The sequence below is a fragment of the Flavobacterium sp. ov086 genome, assembly GCF_900187965.1.
Classification (GTDB): Bacteria; Bacteroidota; Bacteroidia; order Flavobacteriales; family Flavobacteriaceae; genus Flavobacterium.
Genome location: NZ_FZNL01000014.1, coordinates 42,237 through 61,357, shown reverse-complemented (window position 1 = coordinate 61,357; position 19,121 = coordinate 42,237). Strand labels below are relative to the sequence as shown.

Annotated in this window: 12 protein-coding genes; 7 read left to right on the top strand and 5 right to left on the bottom strand. The window is 33.7% G+C overall.

Annotated elements, in window-relative coordinates:
- Window positions 1–68: 68 nt before the first annotated feature.
- The 3 genes from CHB81_RS15635 (at window position 69) to CHB81_RS15625 (ending at window position 3,846) form a co-directional block, all read left to right on the top strand.
- A complete protein-coding gene (locus CHB81_RS15635) occupies window positions 69–818 on the top strand; it encodes a DeoR/GlpR family DNA-binding transcription regulator (protein WP_089352802.1) in 750 nt (249 codons plus the stop codon).
- A gap of 202 nt (window positions 819–1,020) precedes the next feature.
- Window positions 1,021–3,249, top strand: a complete 2,229-nt coding sequence (locus CHB81_RS15630) for a P-loop NTPase fold protein (RefSeq protein ID WP_089352801.1) — start codon at window positions 1,021–1,023, stop codon at window positions 3,247–3,249.
- A 33-nt stretch (window positions 3,250–3,282) separates the two neighbouring features.
- Complete coding sequence (locus CHB81_RS15625; protein ID WP_089352800.1) at window positions 3,283–3,846, top strand: hypothetical protein; 564 nt, start codon at window positions 3,283–3,285, stop codon at window positions 3,844–3,846.
- Between the two features lie 86 nt (window positions 3,847–3,932).
- Here CHB81_RS15625 and CHB81_RS15620 read toward each other — a convergent pair whose 3' ends face one another.
- The 4 genes from CHB81_RS15620 to CHB81_RS15605 all read right to left on the bottom strand — a co-directional run bounded on the left by CHB81_RS15620 (window position 3,933) and on the right by CHB81_RS15605 (window position 7,210).
- Entirely contained in the window at window positions 3,933–4,166 is a 234-nt protein-coding gene (locus CHB81_RS15620; RefSeq protein ID WP_089352799.1) for a hypothetical protein, read from the bottom strand.
- Window positions 4,167–4,486: 320 nt separating this feature from the next.
- On the bottom strand, window positions 4,487–5,047 hold the full coding sequence (locus CHB81_RS15615) for a hypothetical protein (protein ID WP_089352798.1): 561 nt from the start codon (window positions 5,045–5,047) through the stop codon (window positions 4,487–4,489).
- 11 nt (window positions 5,048–5,058) lie between these two features.
- Complete coding sequence (locus CHB81_RS15610; RefSeq protein ID WP_141130409.1) at window positions 5,059–5,655, bottom strand: hypothetical protein; 597 nt, start codon at window positions 5,653–5,655, stop codon at window positions 5,059–5,061.
- Window positions 5,603–7,210 carry a hypothetical protein gene (locus CHB81_RS15605; RefSeq protein WP_089352796.1) on the bottom strand — a complete coding sequence of 536 codons (1,608 nt, stop codon included), beginning with the start codon at window positions 7,208–7,210 and terminating at the stop codon, window positions 5,603–5,605. Before CHB81_RS15605 ends, CHB81_RS15610 begins: the two co-directional genes overlap by 53 nt.
- 123 nt (window positions 7,211–7,333) lie before the next feature.
- On the opposite strand from CHB81_RS15605, the gene CHB81_RS15600 reads away from it, so the two are divergent.
- The 4 genes from CHB81_RS15600 (at window position 7,334) to CHB81_RS15585 (ending at window position 14,494) form a co-directional block, all read left to right on the top strand.
- Window positions 7,334–7,702: a helix-turn-helix domain-containing protein gene (locus CHB81_RS15600; protein ID WP_089352795.1), complete on the top strand. Its 369-nt coding sequence runs from the start codon at window positions 7,334–7,336 to the stop codon at window positions 7,700–7,702.
- Window positions 7,703–7,998: 296 nt separating this feature from the next.
- The gene (locus CHB81_RS15595; protein ID WP_089352794.1) at window positions 7,999–10,905 is read left to right on the top strand and encodes an FAD-binding and (Fe-S)-binding domain-containing protein; all 2,907 of its coding nucleotides are present in this window, start codon (window positions 7,999–8,001) and stop codon (window positions 10,903–10,905) included.
- Window positions 10,906–11,303: 398 nt separating this feature from the next.
- Window positions 11,304–13,238, top strand: a complete 1,935-nt coding sequence (locus CHB81_RS15590; RefSeq protein ID WP_089352793.1) for an amino acid permease — start codon at window positions 11,304–11,306, stop codon at window positions 13,236–13,238.
- 161 nt (window positions 13,239–13,399) lie between these two features.
- Entirely contained in the window at window positions 13,400–14,494 is a 1,095-nt protein-coding gene (locus tag CHB81_RS15585; protein ID WP_089352792.1) for a DUF695 domain-containing protein, read from the top strand.
- Window positions 14,495–14,841: 347 nt separating this feature from the next.
- Here the strand turns inward: CHB81_RS15585 and CHB81_RS15580 are convergent, their stop codons facing one another.
- On the bottom strand, window positions 14,842–18,762 hold the full coding sequence (locus CHB81_RS15580; RefSeq protein WP_089352791.1) for a starch-binding protein: 3,921 nt from the start codon (window positions 18,760–18,762) through the stop codon (window positions 14,842–14,844).
- Window positions 18,763–19,121: the final 359 nt, after the last annotated feature.

Here is a 19,121-nt window from a genome sequence, read left to right as displayed (position 1 = left end):
TTGAAATTATTAATGTTTAAATAATGCATGATAATGCATTATATTTTTATATTTGTTAAAAAATTAAAATGCTTAAAAAAGAAAGACATCAATTTATCATGGATAAATTTAAGGATGTCAAAAAAATAAATACGATTGATCTTGCCTTAGAGTTGAACATCTCTGAGGATACGATACGTAGGGATTTTAATGAATTACACAACAAAGGACTCATCAATAAAGTATATGGAGCGGCCTTTCTTGTAAAAGAGAAATCAAATAATGTATTTGATATCACGATTATTAACGAAGACAAAAAGATAATAGTAGGACAAAAAGCATTGTCGTTTTTAAGTGAAGGGCAAGTGATTATAATGACCGGAGGAACTACCAATTTGTCTTTTTGCAAACTTATTCCAATAGATTTTTCAGCTACTATATATACCTATAGTTTGCCTATAGCAATGCAGTTGTCGCAGCATCCTAACATTGAATTGATTTTTATTGGAGGCAAACTACAGAAAAAAGCCATGGTAACTGTTGGCATCGACGTAGTTCAGGTTTTGTCTAAAATCAGAGCCGATGTTTGCTTTCTGGGCGTAAGCAGTTTAGATGTCAATCAAGGACTTACCGAAATGGGATATGAAGTCTCCATCATCAAAAAAGAAATGATCAACGCCTCAGACAAAGTTATTGTTCTGGCAACTTCAGATAAAATAAATGGCAAAATGCCACATCAGGTTTGTGGTCTTGACAAAATCGATGCAATAGTAACGGAGCTGAACCCAAAAAGTTCCCGAATCAAAAGTTTTGTAGAGGCTGGGGCGAGAGTGTATTGATTGGATTGCGTTTTTATGCAGTTTTTTTTGTTTGTTTGACTTCATTCTATATTATTATTATTTCTCTGTGTTTTCCAAAGTGATATAGTTTAATTATTTAATATTTATATTTTCTGTAAAACATGTATAATGGTTCTTAGTAAATAATTATATATTAGCTGATACCTTAATAAAACTAATAAAAACAATTACTTTGATCACAATGAGAGAAAATTTTTTAGCAGACAAACCGATTAGTGAAGAAAAAGAGGATAAATTTCAACGTTATAGATTTTCAAAAAGAATTGCAGAGACAATTGTTAATAGAATAAGTATTGATAGTATAGTAATAGGACTTTACGGAGCTTGGGGAGAAGGTAAAACTTCAGTTCTAAATTTTATTAAAAAAGAGCTTGATTCACATCAAACAAATATAATTCATTTTACATTTAATCCTTGGAGATTTACTGACGAAACAACCTTGCTCACATCATTTTTTAATATGCTAGCCACTGAATTGAAGGAAAGTTTTGTAGATGAAAATCCAGCAAAAGGGAAAAACATTTTCTCTAAATGGTATAATAATAAAAAAGGAGATTTAAAAACAGATAGAGAAGCCATTGGAGACTTAATCCAAGAATATGCGAAAGTTGCTTCTATATTAGGAGCAAGCGATGTTGTAGAAACGGTTGGTAAAGCAATTTCTGATGGTAATATTGAAAAACTAAAAGCTAGAATTGAAAAACTATTAAAGGATCATCAAAAGAAAGTAGTAATTTTCATTGACGATATAGATCGATTAGAAAAAAATGAAATTCAGTCAATATTTAGATTAGTTAAACTTACAGGAGATTTTGCTTATACAACTTATGTTTTATCATTTGACGAGAATATGGTTGCTTCCGCAATTGCTGAAAGATTTGGGACTGGAGATCAAAAAGCAGGTTTGAATTTTCTGGAAAAAATTATTCAGATACCTCTAAAATTGCCACTAGCTCAAAAAACTGCTTTAATAAATTATTGTTTTGAACTTGTTAACCAATCTTTAGAATCAAGTGAAATAATTTTAACAAGTGAAGAGGAAATGGAATTTTCGAAAAAATTTTCATCAAATTTTTTATTGCGATTAAATACCCCTCGATTAGCAGTAAGATATGGTAATTCAATCTCATTTTCTCTGCCACTTCTAAAAGGGGAAGTTAATTATGTAGACTTACTTCTAATAGAAGCATTTAGAGTTTTCTATCCAGAATTTTATGATTTTATTAGAGATAAGCCTGATTATTTTATTGGAACATACCCAACCGAGCAATCTTCGACTTCTACACTAAATTTAACAAAAAACGACAAATTTAAAAAAATGTTTGATGATTGTAGTAAGTTGTACAACTCAGATGAAATAAAAAATGTACAAGATGCAATGGTAGACTTATTTCCTAATGTTCAGACAGTTTTGAATGTCAGGAGGTTTGGCGTGGGAAACGAAGAAAGACGTTATAATGATAAAAGAATTTCTACAAATCAATATTTTAATAGATATTTTTCTTATGTCGTGATTGATGGAGATATTTCTGATGTAGCTTTTTCTGATTTTTTAGCTAATATAACAGAAAGGGATTTCCAAGAGAATATAAAAGAAGCAATTTGCTTGATAAAATCATCCACTCCTGCAAATTTTGTTCAAAAATTTCGTTTTAAAGAAAAAATATTAGAAAGTGATATTTCAATTTCTCTAATACGCGTAATTACTCAACTTGGAGATCAATTTCCTGAAGGAAAAGGGGCTTTTGGAGGGTGGACAAATCCACGTTCACAAGCATCAATTTTTATTTCTCAACTTATAAGAAATCAAGTTATAGAGGATGAAAAGTTTGGATTGGTTAAATGGATAATTACTAATGCTGCACCATTTCAATTTGCCACTGAAATTTTTTCTAACTGTCAGGTAGTTAACGAAGAAAGAAATGACTTGTTTACAAAAGAGCAATATGCGGAATTATCTTCTAATTTAATATCACGAGCTAAATCTCTATCATTGAATAAACCAATCTGGGAAAGTTACATATTGGAATCATATAGCATAATGAATATTTGGGCTAATAATTTTGATAAACAAGATTTAAAAGACTATGTTGAAGAACAATTAAATATTTTTCCTGAATCAATAGCTTCTTTATTAAAAGGATTTGTCGGCTATACTTATAGTTCAGCATGGCCGTTGCCCTATTTTGGGGACCTAAAAAAAAATACATATGATTGGGTTGAAAGAATTTTAGATACAAATTTTATCTATAAGAAAATTGGAGAAGTTTTAAAGATAGATTTATTTATAATTAATGAATACAATGAATTGAAACATATGCAAACGGACGAGAATATGATGAAACAATTTGCTTATTGGCATAATAAAAAAGAGAATTTGATTTCTCCTGTTGTTGAAGTTGAAATATGAAAAGTATTATAATTATTTAAAGCTAGATTTGAAATGAAAAATGCGATTTCAAAAACAATATTTTTATTTTTTATATTTTCAATTGGTTGTAATAAAGCAGAAAAAGCTAAATTAAAAATTAATGATGTTATAATAAGTGTAGAAATTTTAACTTTTAAGAATTTAGGCAATCAACAAAAAAAAGAATTAGAATATTGTTGCTCTTATTACCCAAGTAATTGGCATGATGGCATTAGTTTTGAAAAAGAAAATGCATATTTTGTAAAAGCCAAAATAGACAATAATCTTTTGGCAACTTTGACAGAATCAAATACATTTTCCAAAACAGAATTGTTAAATAATGGGAATACTTATTTATATGGAAAATATCATAATCGTTGGGGATTTATTGATAATAAAAACGATACGATATTCGAAACAGAAAAATTTGAAGGTCATCGAATAATTGAAATTACAAGAAATGGTAATATTGATGAAGTTATTGTTGGTCCTTTAGTGGAAAAACCAGAGAAAATGTATATAAAAATTAATGATTCAAAAAACTATCCGAATTTAACGCCTGAGTATATTATTTCTTCAAAGTATTCTAAAAACTGAAAATAATATTAGAATTAAAGCTAAATAAAGAAAACCTCGATCTTAAAAATCGAGGTTTTTCTTTTATTATAAATTTCAATAAAACCTTATTCCAAACTCAAATAAGGATTTAAAACTTCGGCTAATTCATTGAGCCAATAAAAGCTATTTTCTACATCTTCTATTTGGTTTTTGAGAGTTTTATCTTCTCTCATAAGTCCCAAAGCGAGTATGTAATTTAGTTTTCTTATTGCCTTGGACATTTCTTCTGGCTCTATTGTATTGTTGAAAAAATCTGTCAGCCTTTTTTCGGCTTCTTTTGAAAGGGTGTTTGTACTCATAACTCTGTAATTTTAGGAAATATAAAACCCATGAGGCTAAGGTGTCCTACACTTACAGAAGTGTTACGGTTGTTTCCAATACCGCCACCATACCACATGGGCAAAAGTTTTTTAGATGTCATGATTCTGTAAATTAGGAACGGCAAATATAGTAAAAGCCTAGCAAACACTAGGAGTTTTCTCGCTAATTAAAAAAGTAATTGTTTTATGATAGAAAGCATAGATTACAAGGCGTAGAAAGAAGTTTTGAGGTATAGGCATAAAAAAACTCTGCACTTTGAGTACAGAGTTTTTTTATAGTCATTTTAATAGTTTTGCTTTTATAAATTATATCCAATTCTTAAGTGTAAATCAACAGCAATTTCTCCCTTTTCATTATTTATTTTTTCTAAAAAATATCTGTAGCCAAAACCAAAACCTGTTTCATAATGAAAATGATTTCCCAGGTTTCTGCGGATACCCCATTTAGGAATAATAGAAATATTAGTTATTGCATCTACATCACTATTTGAAACAACAAATAAATCTGGTTGATATTTTAGATTTAATGCAATGAAATTAGCACTGTTATTTGAGGTTGTTTTGTTATTTCGTGCTCTTTTTTCGATATTATAATAATATCTGGGTTCTAACGTAATAACCGGAACAAGTACGGTACCAATTTTGGTATCTGATGCTCCTCCAAAAAAGCCTGCATCAAGACCTAATTCGCTTTTTAATGATAAATTAGAAATTAATCTGGTTTCGTTATTTACCCAAAAGCCTAAAAAACCGGTTTCTGCTCCAAAAATCGATTTTTCTAATGTTCCTTTATTTTGCGATATACTCTTTGTTCCAAATGTTAGGACTAATAAAAGAGTTATTATTTTTGATAATTTCATGGTTTAAGTTATTAATATATTTCGATTCCTATTTTAAATCCGGCACTTTCAATATTGTGATAATCTATTTTTCGATTATCCTGATTGGTAAATGTTTTATATAAATTTTGATGAGAGTAGCATAATTCAAAATTGCCAAGTATTTTTTTTGTAAGCACAAATCTATATCCAACGCCAATTCTCATTAAAACGCCAAATTTTTCTACTTGCCCCAAATGTCCTCCCAAATCAAAAGAAGTTAACAGGCTTTCTTTTGTGTCGTTCAAAACCCATTTAATTCCGCCAGTAATTGGGATGTAATCAATTTTTGGCTGATTGATAGATTCATAACCACTACTTGCTGTAAAAGCAAAACATTTAGAGACGTAATAGTTTAAGTGCATACTTGTACCTAATATTTTTGACTTTGTACTAGTCTCAGATATTTCATCATGTTCTGATGGTATTCTAAAATCATAAGGAAATAGGATTAGCGCTGATGCATCAACGCTAAATCCTTTCTTTTTAAATTCTTCATCCTGACAATAAACCATTATCGGGATTAAGAATATAAGACTAAAAAACCATTTTAAACCCATACCATGTTCCGTGTTTGTTTGCCATTCCATATATGTTTAATCCTGTAACTTTGGGATTTTTAAAATCAAATTTTAAGTCATTAAAACCAGTTTTAACATTAAAATCACCGCCATTTCCCGCTCCAAAAGTGTATGTTATTTTTGGACTGACGATTCCCCAATCGAATGTCTTTTGTTTATCTGAACAATTTGTACAACTTGTTCCTAAATTATAATATTGCACAATAGTCTGACCTCTTTGATTAAGGATTACTCCAATTTCGTTCATTGGTTTTCCTAATGATTTCATGATTTTTTCAGCTTGTGGATATATTGATCCATAGAATAATTTTCGAATTTGATATTCCGTTAGATCTTTACCTATAAAATCAGCAGCAACTTCAATTATCATGTCAAGTTTTTTAATTGGTAAGTTTGGCATTGGCTTGTCTGTTCCTGCATATTTTGCATCATTGTAACTATTTAAACTTGTATAAAGCTTTCCGGTATCCGTTACATAATAGTTGGTTATCATGCTGTTTGTGGTATTACTAAAAACCTTTGAATTATCAAAAAACCATGTTACACTATTTACTCCCAGAGCAACTTCATTTGTGTTTTCTTCTCTCCAAATTCCAGTCCATCCTCTAAATTGATGTTTTACATTAACACCAATTGAAAATGCTAAAAATAAGTTTACGTTATAATATTTTAATTTTACGCGACGTTTACTTTCGTAATTTGTGGTACAGATTTTAGTTTGCCCGAAAAGATTCGCCAGCCAGGGACTACTTGGATTACATACTTGAAGATTATCTACAACATTCGTCAAAGTGGGAGCAATTGAAGCTCCAAAAATTTCTGACGACATTGATTTTGCAGATAAACTTTTTATAGGATTATAAGAGTTTTCGATTTCCTTTTTATCTACAAAAGAACTTATATGATTTGTAACCTGTTTTAAACCACCATCATAATTAAACTTAGGATATTTTTGATTCATGTTTAATTCTCCAATATCACTTAGGGAGTTAACTCCATATAGATTCATGAAATTATAAAGTTCATAGATGTATTCTTTATTACAAAATAAGATTCCGTTATCTGTATATTTATATATAATATCTTCAACTTGTATTTCTGCATTTTCATTTAGAAGACTTAGAAATAATTCATCACCTAGTATATCATCTAATTCATCATAATGTTCAATAATTGCTTCGTCTATTATTGCTTTGTCTGGTATTTGTGAAGAGCTTTTAGCATTTATTGATTTATTAGTCTGTTGTTGCTTAATTCTCGCAAAGTGTTTTTGAATTTCTTTAATTTCCGTCTCATCATTAACGATAGGTTTTAAAGAGTAAAAGTCTTTTTGATAAAATTTTTCATTTAAAACAGAAGCAATTTTATCATTACTTTCGTCTTTAGATGTGTTATAAAATTCAGAAAAAGTAGTTTTATTTGGAAAAGAAAGCCTTCCGTTGTCAATTACTATTTTATCCATTGAAACTATTTGGTCATTTGACTCACTAATCTGATCTTTTTCGCAAGATAAACAGCAAGTTAGAATCAGAAATAATACGGGAAATAATTTTCTGTTTTTCATAATTATATATTTTTTGGTTGTTAATACTTTCAAAAGTATAATTATGTCTACCTATAATTTATAGGTTTCACCTGATAATAATAGTTTTAATGTATAAGTTATTTCTTATTTTTGTAAGAAAAAATGATCGGAGAAAAAATCAGGAAAATCAGGATTATTAAAGGATTTTCTCAGGAATACATTGCTGATTTGTTACAAATATCGCAATCTGCGTACTCTGATATTGAAAGAGGGAAAACGAAAATTAATTTAGAAAGGCTGAAGAAAGTGGCTCTAATTTTTGAAATTGATGTGAATTATATTTTGGATTTTCATGAAAAACAATTCTTAACAAAACCAATTCAAACTAGTTTAAAAGAGATCGATAATAATGAAAAAGAAATAATTGCAGAACTTTTTAATAAGGAACGGGAATTATATAAAGAACAGATAATCAATCTAAAAAATGAGATTGTTTATTTGAGAAGAAAACTAGATGAAAATAAGTCATAGTTTATTTTGAGATAGGAAATCAGATGTGCTATGTTTGTGTTAAATCAATTTTCAGTAAAGTTTCTTATAAAACCAAAAGCCCTAGCCCTGATGGGAGGGAAAATCCTTTTGTGTCCGCCGCAGCGGACATAAAAGATTGGAAGGACAGCGGGAAATAGCTTCAAATTAAAATTCCAATTCAAAAAATCCAAATTCTAATTTAAAAACATACAATCAAAGAAAACCTCTGAACCTTTGTCGCTTTGTACTTCTGAACCTAAAAAAAAACTATTTTTGTGAAATCATATTCAGTAAAAATGTCAATAGTTAAAGAGTTAGAACAATTATCAGAATCGTTAGAAGGAACACTTTTATACGACGATCTTCATAAAACGCTTTATTCGACCGATGCTTCGGTGTATCGAATTCGACCAAAAGCGGTTGCCGTGCCTAAAACGATAGCCGACATTAGTAAACTAATTAAGTTTGCGGGGAAACACCATATTTCGATTACGCCAAGAACTGCCGGAACTTCATTGGCGGGACAAACGGTTGGTGACGGAATTGTGGTGGATGTTTCGAAGAATTTTACTAAGATTCTGAATTTTGACCCAATCAAAAAAACGGTTACGGTCGAGCCTGGCGTGATTCGTGACGAACTGAATCTATTTCTGAAACCTCACGGTGTATTTTTTGGACCGAATACTTCGACTTCAAACCGCTGTATGATTGGGGGAATGGTGGGGAATAATTCTTCGGGAACAACTTCGATTCGTTATGGTGTAACGCGCGATAAAATTGTTGAAATCAAAGGACTTTTAAGCGATGGATCTGAAGTGGTTTTTAAGGAACTGACTTCGGCTGAATTTATCGAGAAAACCAAAGGTGATACTTTAGAAAATAAAATATATAAAAGCGTTTACGACGAACTTTCAGTAAAAGCAACACAGGACGAAATTATAAAGGAGTTTCCGAAACCCGAAATTCACAGACGAAATACGGGTTATGCGGTTGATATTCTATTAAAATCGGATTTGTTTGGCGGAACGGAACCAACGATAAATCTCGGAAAATTACTTTGCGGAAGCGAAGGAACTTTGGCTTTTACCTACGAAATTACCTTAAAAGTAGACGATTTACCGCCTGCCAATAATATTATGGTTGTGGCGCATTATCATAGCATTCAGGAATCGCTGGAATCTGTTGTAGTGGCAATGAAACATCATTTGTACACAGCAGAAATGATCGACGATACGATTTTGGATTGTACTAAAACGAATCGCGAGCAGTCAAAAAACAGGTTCTTTTTGGTTGGTGAACCAAAAGCGATTATGATGTTTGAAGTGGCTTCGCACGATCCTCAAGATGCCGAAAATCAGGCAAATGCTTTGATTGCCGATTTAGAAAAAAACAACTTTGGTTATGCACTCGTAAAAATTTACGGAGCCGATATTGAAAAAGTAAACGAACTTAGAAAAGCCGGATTAGGACTTTTAGGAAGTATCGTTGGAGACAACAAAGCAGCCGATTCTATTGAAGATACAGCGGTTGAATTGAGTGATTTACCGGCTTATATTGAAGAATTTTCGGCAATGATGCTGCGTCACGGACAAGGTGCGATTTATTATGCGCATGCGGGTGCGGGCGAGCTGCATTTGCGTCCGGTTTTGAATTTGAAGAAAACATCTGACTTAAAATTGTTTAGAACTATCGCGACTGATGTGGCGATTTTGGTTAAAAAATACAGAGGTTCATTAAGCGGTGAACACGGTGACGGAATTGTGCGTGGAGAGTTTATTCCGTACATGATTGGCGAAATAAATTATGAATTGCTGAAAAGAATCAAATTGGCGTTTGACCCTAATTCGGTTTTGAATATCGGGAAGATTGTCAACGCCTTAAAGATGGACGAAAACCATCGTGTGGTTTCGGGCAGGGTAGAACCAGATATTAAAACGTTTCAGGATTTCTCAGACAGTTTAGGGATTTTGCGTGCTGCCGAAAAATGCAACGGATCGGGAGATTGTAGAAAATTGCCATCGGCAGGAGGAGCAATGTGTCCGAGTTATCGTGCGACCAAAAACGAGAAAGAAACAACGCGTGCGAGAGCCAATGCGTTGCGTGAATATTTGACGTATTCTGAGAAAGAAAATAAATTCGACCAGAAAGAATTATACGAAGTGTTTGAGTTGTGTGTGAGCTGTAAAGCCTGCGCCAGCGAATGTCCGAGTAATGTGGACGTTGCAACCTTGAAAGCAGAGTTTTTATACCAATATCAAAAAGCAAACGGATTCTCGACCCGAAATAAGATTTTTGCTCACAACGCAAAATTGAATAAAATGGGAAGTTTGTTTCCGTCCATAACTAACTTTATTTCGAATCAATCGCTCGTTAAAAAAAGCATGGGAATTGCACCTGAAAGACAAGTTCCGCTTTTGGCGAAAAAGACTTTCAGGAAATGGTACGAGAATCAGAAACCGCAAAATAATAATTTCCCGAACGGACAAGTGTATTTGTTTAATGACGAATTCACGAATTATTATGATGTAAATATCGGAATCGACGCTTTCGAATTATTGACAAAATTAGGTTATGAAGTTCTGGTTGTCGATCATGAAGAAAGCGGAAGAACGTATTTATCAAAAGGATTTCTGGAAGAAGCGAAGAAAATAGCCAATATCAACGTGAATATCTTTAAGGATTTAATTTCTGCGAAAGCACCATTAATAGGGATAGAACCTTCGGCAATTTTGACTTTTAGAGATGAATATTTACGTTTGGCAGATGATAAAGAAGCAGCCGAAAAAGTGTCGCAAAGTGCCTTCACGATCGAAGAATTCTTTAAAAAAGAGATTGTCGACGGAAAAATAAAACCGGATCCATTTTCGGAAGAAAAGAAAGAAATCAAAATTCACGGACATTGCCATCAGAAATCATTGAGTTCTGTAGAAGCGACTTTTGCAATGCTGAATCTTCCAACGAATAATACGGTTACGATTTACAATTCGGGTTGTTGCGGAATGGCGGGATCGTTTGGTTACGAGAAAGAACATTATCAGGTAAGTATGCAAATGGGAGAAGATACTTTATTCCCAAAAGTACGTGCTACTGCCCAAAACGTAAAAATTGCCGCAGCCGGAACAAGCTGTCGCCATCAAATTTTTGACGGAACGAGTAGAGAAGCGCAACATCCGGTAAGTATTTTAAAAAGCTGTTTGCGTTGAGAGATGGCACGCGGATGACACGGATTCACTTCGTGAAAACGCAGATAAGCACGGATTTTTTTATTTCACGCAGATTTGGCAGATTTTAGCAGATTTAATTTGGATTTAGCTTTAAATAAAATCTGCGCGCATCTGCTTAAATCTTTTTAAATCTACGTGAAATAATCTGAGTTAATTATTTTAATCAGTGGCAAAAAAAATCTGCGTGAGAAAATAATTCGTAAAATTTGTGCAATTCGTGGCAAAAAAACTTTGCGTCTTTGCGCCTTTGCGTCAAAAAAATAATTCGTTTGAAAACAAAATCGTTTTATATATTTGAAATCAGGATAATTTTTGCATTATTTGCAAAATAAAACCATAAAGACCGAAATATATTAATTTTAAAAGCAAAATCACATATGGCATTATCAGGTTTATTCCGTAAAAAAACGGTACAAGATATTCTGAAACAAGTTGCAAAAAATGAAGCAGATGGTCATAATGCACTAGGAAAACACTTGACGACTAGGGATTTAACTGCATTTGGAATCGCAGCGATTGTTGGAGCAGGTATTTTTAGTACTATCGGAAAAGCCAGTGCAGATGGTGGTCCGGCTGTTATTTTCTTGTTTTTGTTTACGGCTCTTGCCTGTAGTTTTGCTGCTTTTGCTTACGCCGAATTTGCTTCGATGGTTCCGGTTTCAGGAAGTGCTTACACGTATTCGTATGTTGCTTTTGGAGAAATTATCGCCTGGATTATCGGTTGGGCTTTAATCATGGAATATGCTGTAGGGAATATAACGGTTGCCATTTCGTGGAGTGATTATTTTACGGGACTGCTCCAGAGTGGCGGGATTCATTTGCCGCAATGGATTCAGATGGATTATCTAACTGCTTCAAATGGATTTAAAGATGCCACTGCTTTAATGCAAGGCGGAAAATCATACGAAAATTTAAGTACTGCTTTGCAAGCTTCTTATACTGCCTGGACAACGGCGCCAACAATTGGTTCTTTCCATTTTGTGGCTGATTTACCGGCTTTATTCATCATTATCTTAATTACAGCTTTGGTTTACAGAGGGATGAAAGAATCTCGTAACGCCAGTAATGCAATGGTAGTTGTAAAACTTTGTATTGTACTTTTGGTTATTGCGGTAGGTATTTTTTATGTGGATACTGCCAATTGGGATCCGTTTGCGCCAAATGGTGTAAGTGGGGTTTTAAAAGGAGTTTCGGCCGTTTTCTTTGCCTATATTGGTTTTGATGCGATCTCGACAACTGCCGAGGAATGTAAAAATCCGCAACGTGATTTACCACGCGGAATGATGTGGGCAATTATTATTTGTACTATTTTATATATTGCCATTGCCTTGGTTTTAACCGGAATGGTGCGTTATAACGAATTGAATGTTGGAGATCCTCTAGCGTTTGTTTTCGATAAATTAAACTTAAAATGGATGTCAGGAATTATCGCCGTAAGTGCGGTAGTGGCTATGGCAAGTGTTTTATTGGTTTTCCAGATGGGACAGCCTCGTATCTGGATGAGTATGAGCCGTGATGGTTTATTGCCAAAGAAATTTTCTACGGTGCATCCAAAATTCAAAACACCATCATTTGCTACAATTGTGACCGGTTTTGTGGTAGCGGTTCCGGCGTTGTTTTTGAACTTAACAATGGTGACAGATTTATGTAGTATCGGAACTTTATTTGCTTTTGTATTGGTTTGTGCAGGAGTTTTGGTATTGCAAAACAAAACGGATATCCCAAGAGGGAAATTCAAAACTCCTTATGTAAATTCGAAGTATATTTTGCCTGTTTTAATGATTGCAGGAATCTATTATGCTTTTGCTTTTAATAATAAAGCGACAATGGCTTTTATTAATAATGAAGCGCAAACAAATGATGCTACGACGATTATTACTTCTTTGGATAAAGAAGAATCAACGAAAGTTTTCAATTATTTAGAAAGTATCGATGTTCACAATAAAACTGCCGAAACATCAGATTTAGAGCATTTATTGAGTCAATATCAAGACGACGAAGCAAAATATGCCGAGGTTGTAAAAGGATTGCCAATTAATGATTCCTTGAAATACGAATCAGGTTTTAGTTTATTCAAACACAAAATTCCAATGTGGATCTTCATATTTGTTTTGGTTGGATTAGCCGTTTGGTCATTCAGACAAAACTTGTCTTTAATTCCATTATTAGGACTTATTTGCTGTCTGTATATGATGGCAGAATTAAGCGTTTGGAATTGGATTTACTTCACAATCTGGTTATTATTAGGATTGGTTATTTACTTTACTTATAGTCGAAAAAATAGCAAACTAAATTTTGTAGAGAAGATATAAGTTACTTGTAAAATGTAAAAAGTTATAGGTAAAACGTTATTTGTGAAAATCCGTTCTGAAAGTAATTTTAGAGCGGATTTTTTGTAAAAATAAACCTATATTTTTGAAATCTTTTTCTTAGGTTTGTCTTCAGTAAAATCTAAATTTAATTTTTTTAATACATGAATTTTTTTGATAAAATATTGGGTAAAAAAGAAGCTTCAATAGAATCTTATAATGATTTTTGGAATTGGTTTTTAAAACATGAAAAAGAGTTTTTCAAAATTGTTCAAAAAGAAGAAAATATACATCAAGGTTTCTTTGATAAACTTTCACCAAAATTAAACGAAATTCATGAGGGGATTTATTTTCTCGCGGGAATGCTTAATGATCAAACTGTCGACTTAATATTTACGCCTGATGGAGTTGTTAGAAATATTTATGTGGTAGAAGAGTTGGTTAATGCCGCTCCAAAAATTGAGGGTTGGAAATTTGGCGCTTTAAAACCAGCAACAGATATTAAAGATGTTAGTATTAATTATAAAGATTTTAATTTTGATTCAGATAGTTTAAAATTTTACCCCAACATGCATAACGGTTATCCGGATGAAATTGATTTAACTATTGTATTTGATGATTTTACAGAAGAAAAAAAAGGATTTATTGCAACTGGTGTTTATCTTTTTTTGGACAATTATTTAGGTGAATTGCATTCTCTTACTTTAATCGATAATATGAAAGTTGTTGGAAAAGAAGGAGTTTCTGAGGAGTTAATTCCGATAGAAAAATTAAATGATTATTTAATTTGGAGAGAAAAAGAATTTGTTGAAAAATACGAAGGAATAAGGCATAATACAGAAAATGATGGTTATGCAAATTTTGAAGGGAAAAGTAAAAACGGGAAAATTGTATTAGCTCTTATTAATACAACACTATTAGAATGGGATAAAAAAGCATCACATCCTTGGATTTTTATTATATCTGTTCCATTTAAAATTACTGATGAAACTGGTTTGCCTGATGATGAAACCTATAAATTATTGGATGAAATAGAGGAAGAAATAATGTTTAGTCTGTCAGATTCAGATGGGTATTTAAACGTAGGAAGAGAAACAGGAGATGGTAAAAGAGAAATCTTTTTTGCTTGTAAAGAATTTAGAAAACCTCCAAAAGTTTTAGATCAGATAATAAAAAAACAAAGTCAAAAAAATGATCTAAAATACGAAATTTATAAAGATAAGTATTGGCAGTCTTTTAGACATTTTGAACAAAGATAAATATTGAAAAGCCGTTCTGAAAATTAATCTCAGAACGGCTTATTTATTTAATCCAGTTTATGCATTAGAAAAGTATTAAATCATAAATAATTGATTTTTTAATATTTGATGTTTTTCTGTTCCATCGGAACATCTCATAGGTAGTAGATCAATAATAATGCATTTTTTACGTTCCGTAGGAACGTTTGCTTCATAACCAATATATGTAGATACAATTTGCCAAACATCCCTAAGGGATGATATCAAATTGCTTTTTTTTCAACCAATGAAATGTTCCGATGGAACAAAAAAAACAGTAAAATCTCTAATGCGTAATCTAGGTTTAATTAAAGTAAGCGCTAAAGAATCTATTTTTTGATAATCTTCTGCATAGTTTCTTTTCCGTTTTCCAATCGGATTGTGATAAAGTAAAGTCCCGTACTCAAGCGACTTACATCGATGGTGTTTGTATTCGATTTTCCTTCCTGAACTACACTTCCTTGTGCCGAAATAATGCTATAATCAGTTATCGGGATAGTAGAGTTTACTTGCAAGGTATGATCTACAGGATTTGGGAATAAACGAACAGCATAACTTTCTTCTTCTATTGTTGGACTTGTAGTCATTTTAGAAGTAGTTGTTCCCCATGTATAAGAGTAACCATTAGTTTTGTTCAATAGATCGGCTGTTTGATTTGCTGAACCGCTCGAACCATTGTTAAAAATCACATTTACAGATGTTGGTCCAGTAATCGTGTATTTATAAAAACCATTTGTGTCCGCTACCATTGCAACTCCCGGCCAGGTTGTGTTGGCGGCACTTCCTGAAGGAACAGCATTCCAATAATGTACTTTTGGAATCCCTGTCCAGCTCGTTGGCGGTTTAAAATAAACGGTAAGCGTTGCAACGGCATTAAAAGTATAAACCTCAGTTTTTACTGCCGATGAAACTCCGGCTGCATTAATCACAAAAGCTTTTAAAGTTGTGTTTGCAGTAAAAGCAAAAGATTTAGACCCAATTGCAGATGCAGAACCTGAAGTAGGCGTTGTTCCGTCTAAAGTATAATAAATAGTAGAAGTTGTTTCGTTTGCAGTCAAAACTACATTTACAGTCGTTCCCGTTGTAAAGGTTCCGCCTGGTTTTGAATTTGTAAAATCAGGAGCAATAACCGGACATCTATTGGCAGGTTCTGAACCTAACCAAGCCGAATCATAAAATTTGATTCCCGCAGTTGTGCTTAAATCGGCAGTTTTAAGACTTCCGTCATTGAATAATAAATTCGTTGCGCTCACTGTTGATGGAAAAGTATATTTATACCAATCTCCACAATCTTGTGTCATTGCAACTCCCGGATATGTTACGGCAGGAGCAGTTCCGGTTGGTGACCAGTAATACACTTTTACAGCAGAATTCCAGTTCGTTGGTTTTTTAAAGTAAACTGTAAAAGTAGTTGGCGTACTAAAAGTATACGTTTCAGTTTTAACAGCTGAACTTATTCCTGCCACATTTTTCACAAAAGCCTTAAGTGTAGTCGTGCTGTTTATGGCTAATGTTTTAGAACCCACAGAAGAAGCCGAAGCCGTTGTTGGAACCGTTCCGTCTAAGGTGTAATAAATGGTTGCCGTACTTTCGTTTGCTGTTAAAGTCAGGTTTACAGTTGTTCCCGTTGTAAAAGTTCCGCCTGCTTGCGAGATTGTGAAATCTGGCGCAACTGATGGACATCGGTTTGCAGGTTCTGAAGCTAACCACGCGCCGTCATAAAACTTAATTCCGGCAGTTGCATTTAAGTCGGCAGTTTTTAAAGTTCCGTCGTTAAATAATAAATTCGAAGCCGTTACAGTCGACGGAAAAGTATATTTATACCAATCTCCACAATCCTGTGTCATTGCAACTCCGGGATAAGTTACCGCAGGAGCAGTTCCCGTTGGTAACCAGTAATATACTTTTACAGCAGCATTCCAATTTGCAGGTTTTTTAAAATAAACCGTGAATTCCGGAATCGCTCCAATCGTATAGGTCTTAGTAACAATATCAGATTGATTTCCGTCTTTGTCAACCGCAAATGCTTTAACTGTTGTAGTTTGTGTAATATTCATTGTTTTAACAGACTCAACAAACGGAGACGAAAGAGTAGGCGTAGAACCATCAATTGTGTAGTATAATTTTGGTTTAGGATCTGTGCTGTCCGTAGCATTAATCGTTACATCTATTGCCGTTATAGAATTGCTCGTGTCAGGCGTGAAGGCAATTTTTGGCGCAACATCAAGATTTTTTCCAACCCAAACATGCTGAATTTTCGATTTGGTTATATTCCCTTTTTTATCCGTTACTTCAACATAGTAATCCAATAATTTCTCAGATATCCCTGTAATTTCAGCCGAATATTGATTAGCAATTACATCAGGAAGCATGTATAAATCGGCTTGCGGACTATTGGTAAAATTCCCTTTAGGAAAAACTCTTTCCGTCATTGGCAAAGTTACCCAGTTTCCAACTTCGGTACCGCCAGCGTATGTTTCATTTTGATTTGAGGTAAGGTTATTTTTTCCATCAACGTCAACTCTGTATTTTAGTTCCGATCTTTCGATTCCGCTTACATCATAAGCAAAAGTATATACTGTAAAATCTGCCGAATTCAGAAAATCTTTATAGGCATAAGGCGCTCCATATCCTTTTTCTCCGGGATTGTAAGGCCAGCGCTGTGGAATAAATACAGAAGGTTTTGTAGCGTCAACACCAGGATGAGCATCCAGAGTAGGTTTTGCAAATTGTACACATCGGTTTACGGCAAGCGTAGTTTTTATTTCTAAATCTTCGGCAAGACCGTAATAAGCATTTCCACTATCGTAACCCGCCATTAAAAAATGCCATGCTTTTTCGGCAGGACTTACGGCAGAAGTTGGATTTACAATTTCGCTCATTCTAAGATTATTTCCTTCCAGCTGTTCCGCCATAATAGCGTGATTTTCTCCGGCAGTTGTAATCGCCTGATTCATCATATCTTCAGTCCAGCCATTTGGATTGAATTTTTTTGTAACCGGATCAAAAAATGGCCACAACCAGTTTGTAAATTGTGGATGTCCAAAGTCGCCATCGGCATTTACCCAAGCGCCATCTTCGACATGCACAACTGCCGATTCCGGAACAGGATTGTCCTGTAAATACTGCGGAATTGTAGTCGGAATATTTCCGTTAGCCGCCGAAGCGTGAGAAAACCCCGTAACCGATTCGTTGTAATACGACGAACCACCGCCCCAGGCATTATCGCCATCGTGAGCAAATAATACCAAAGGAGGTCTTGGCGAAGTCGAAGCTTTTGCAACAATTGGCGCAATTAGCGAAGTGCCAATTGTGGCATATCCATCCTCGTAACTTTCATAATCCGCCATAGGAACAACCGTTATTTTGTATTCCTGGGCTGTTTCCGGATCGACATATTTTGCTTTATAAGGCAGATAAGAATATGGCACTGCAAACTGACCGCCACGAGCATCTTTTTGAGCCGAAAACCAATTGTTTCCGGTAGTTTCTACCTGATCGGCTTTATTAGGAACATCACACATAGTTCCGCCGGAGCCATATTTTACAGGATAATCAGCAAGAGTTCTGGACAAATGGCTGTTGGCAATTACAGACCATTCGATGCCACATTCCGTCAGGGTTTTTATAATCCTTTCAGAAAAAGCACATTCGGCAGGCCAATATCCTTTAGAATCATGCGAGCCAAACAATTGTGCGCTGTAATATTGATGTGCTTTGATTTCTTTTTTCAAAGCCTCGTCACTCAAAAGTGGAGAAAGTGCATGATGCATCGTAAACGAAACCACTTCCATACGCGAGAATCCGCCCGAAGTTTTCCATGCTTTAGCATCTTTAATATTTTGAGTCCAGGAATTAGAATATCCCCATTGATTGGCTTGGGCAAGTTCATTGACGTTTTCCATTAATGAACCTCCGTAAGTAATTTGCGCTCCGGCTTTTGCCAAATCACGGATAGAATTAATAGCATTTTTCGGAGCAAATTGGTAAGCCGCAACACGATCTCCGGTACCAAAAATTTCTTCAAGATTATTTGTAGGATGTGCCAGTCCGTTTTTATCATTATTACCACCCGAAACCTTCAAGTCCTGAGACTCTTTTACGATTTGATATCTGTTCGGATTTTTTTTACTCACATCTCCCCAATACGTGGGCTGATGCAGGTGCCACAAGTAAGAAGTATTCACCTGTGCCTGCAAAAAAGCAAAGGGAATTAGTAGCGTACAATACAAAAGTAGGTTTTTCTTCATAATTCAATTTTGGTTAGTTAAGTGGTTATTTTTTTGTTAAAAGTATATTTTATTAACATTAAAATTATTTAATAATATAAGATTGAAGAACTACAACGTTTTAGTGTTTACAACTTTTCTAAAAAAGCGAAGAAAAAAAACTTTATCCGCAGAATTTGTTGGTTTATTTTGAAGAATTGATTTATTGAAATTTTAATTATTTGGAAATGAGTAAGTAAAGTTTTTTTAGAGGAAATAAAAAATCCGCTTAGAGAAAAATCTCCAGCGGATTTAAACAAACTAATAAAAAATTGTGCAAATTTATTTATAAAGAAGTGTTTTCATTTTTGTAAGAAGCATTATAGAGTTTTCGCTACGAA

Coding starts and splice junctions, on each gene's coding strand:
- CHB81_RS15635 (WP_089352802.1), top strand. CDS start 69: ATGCTTAAAAAAGAAAGACATCAATTTATCATGGATAAATTTAAGGAT.
- CHB81_RS15630 (WP_089352801.1), top strand. CDS start 1,021: ATGAGAGAAAATTTTTTAGCAGACAAACCGATTAGTGAAGAAAAAGAG.
- CHB81_RS15625 (WP_089352800.1), top strand. CDS start 3,283: ATGAAAAATGCGATTTCAAAAACAATATTTTTATTTTTTATATTTTCA.
- CHB81_RS15620 (WP_089352799.1), bottom strand. CDS start 4,166: ATGAGTACAAACACCCTTTCAAAAGAAGCCGAAAAAAGGCTGACAGAT.
- CHB81_RS15615 (WP_089352798.1), bottom strand. CDS start 5,047: ATGAAATTATCAAAAATAATAACTCTTTTATTAGTCCTAACATTTGGA.
- CHB81_RS15610 (WP_141130409.1), bottom strand. CDS start 5,655: ATGGAATGGCAAACAAACACGGAACATGGTATGGGTTTAAAATGGTTT.
- CHB81_RS15605 (WP_089352796.1), bottom strand. CDS start 7,210: ATGAAAAACAGAAAATTATTTCCCGTATTATTTCTGATTCTAACTTGC.
- CHB81_RS15600 (WP_089352795.1), top strand. CDS start 7,334: ATGATCGGAGAAAAAATCAGGAAAATCAGGATTATTAAAGGATTTTCT.
- CHB81_RS15595 (WP_089352794.1), top strand. CDS start 7,999: ATGTCAATAGTTAAAGAGTTAGAACAATTATCAGAATCGTTAGAAGGA.
- CHB81_RS15590 (WP_089352793.1), top strand. CDS start 11,304: ATGGCATTATCAGGTTTATTCCGTAAAAAAACGGTACAAGATATTCTG.
- CHB81_RS15585 (WP_089352792.1), top strand. CDS start 13,400: ATGAATTTTTTTGATAAAATATTGGGTAAAAAAGAAGCTTCAATAGAA.
- CHB81_RS15580 (WP_089352791.1), bottom strand. CDS start 18,762: ATGAAGAAAAACCTACTTTTGTATTGTACGCTACTAATTCCCTTTGCT.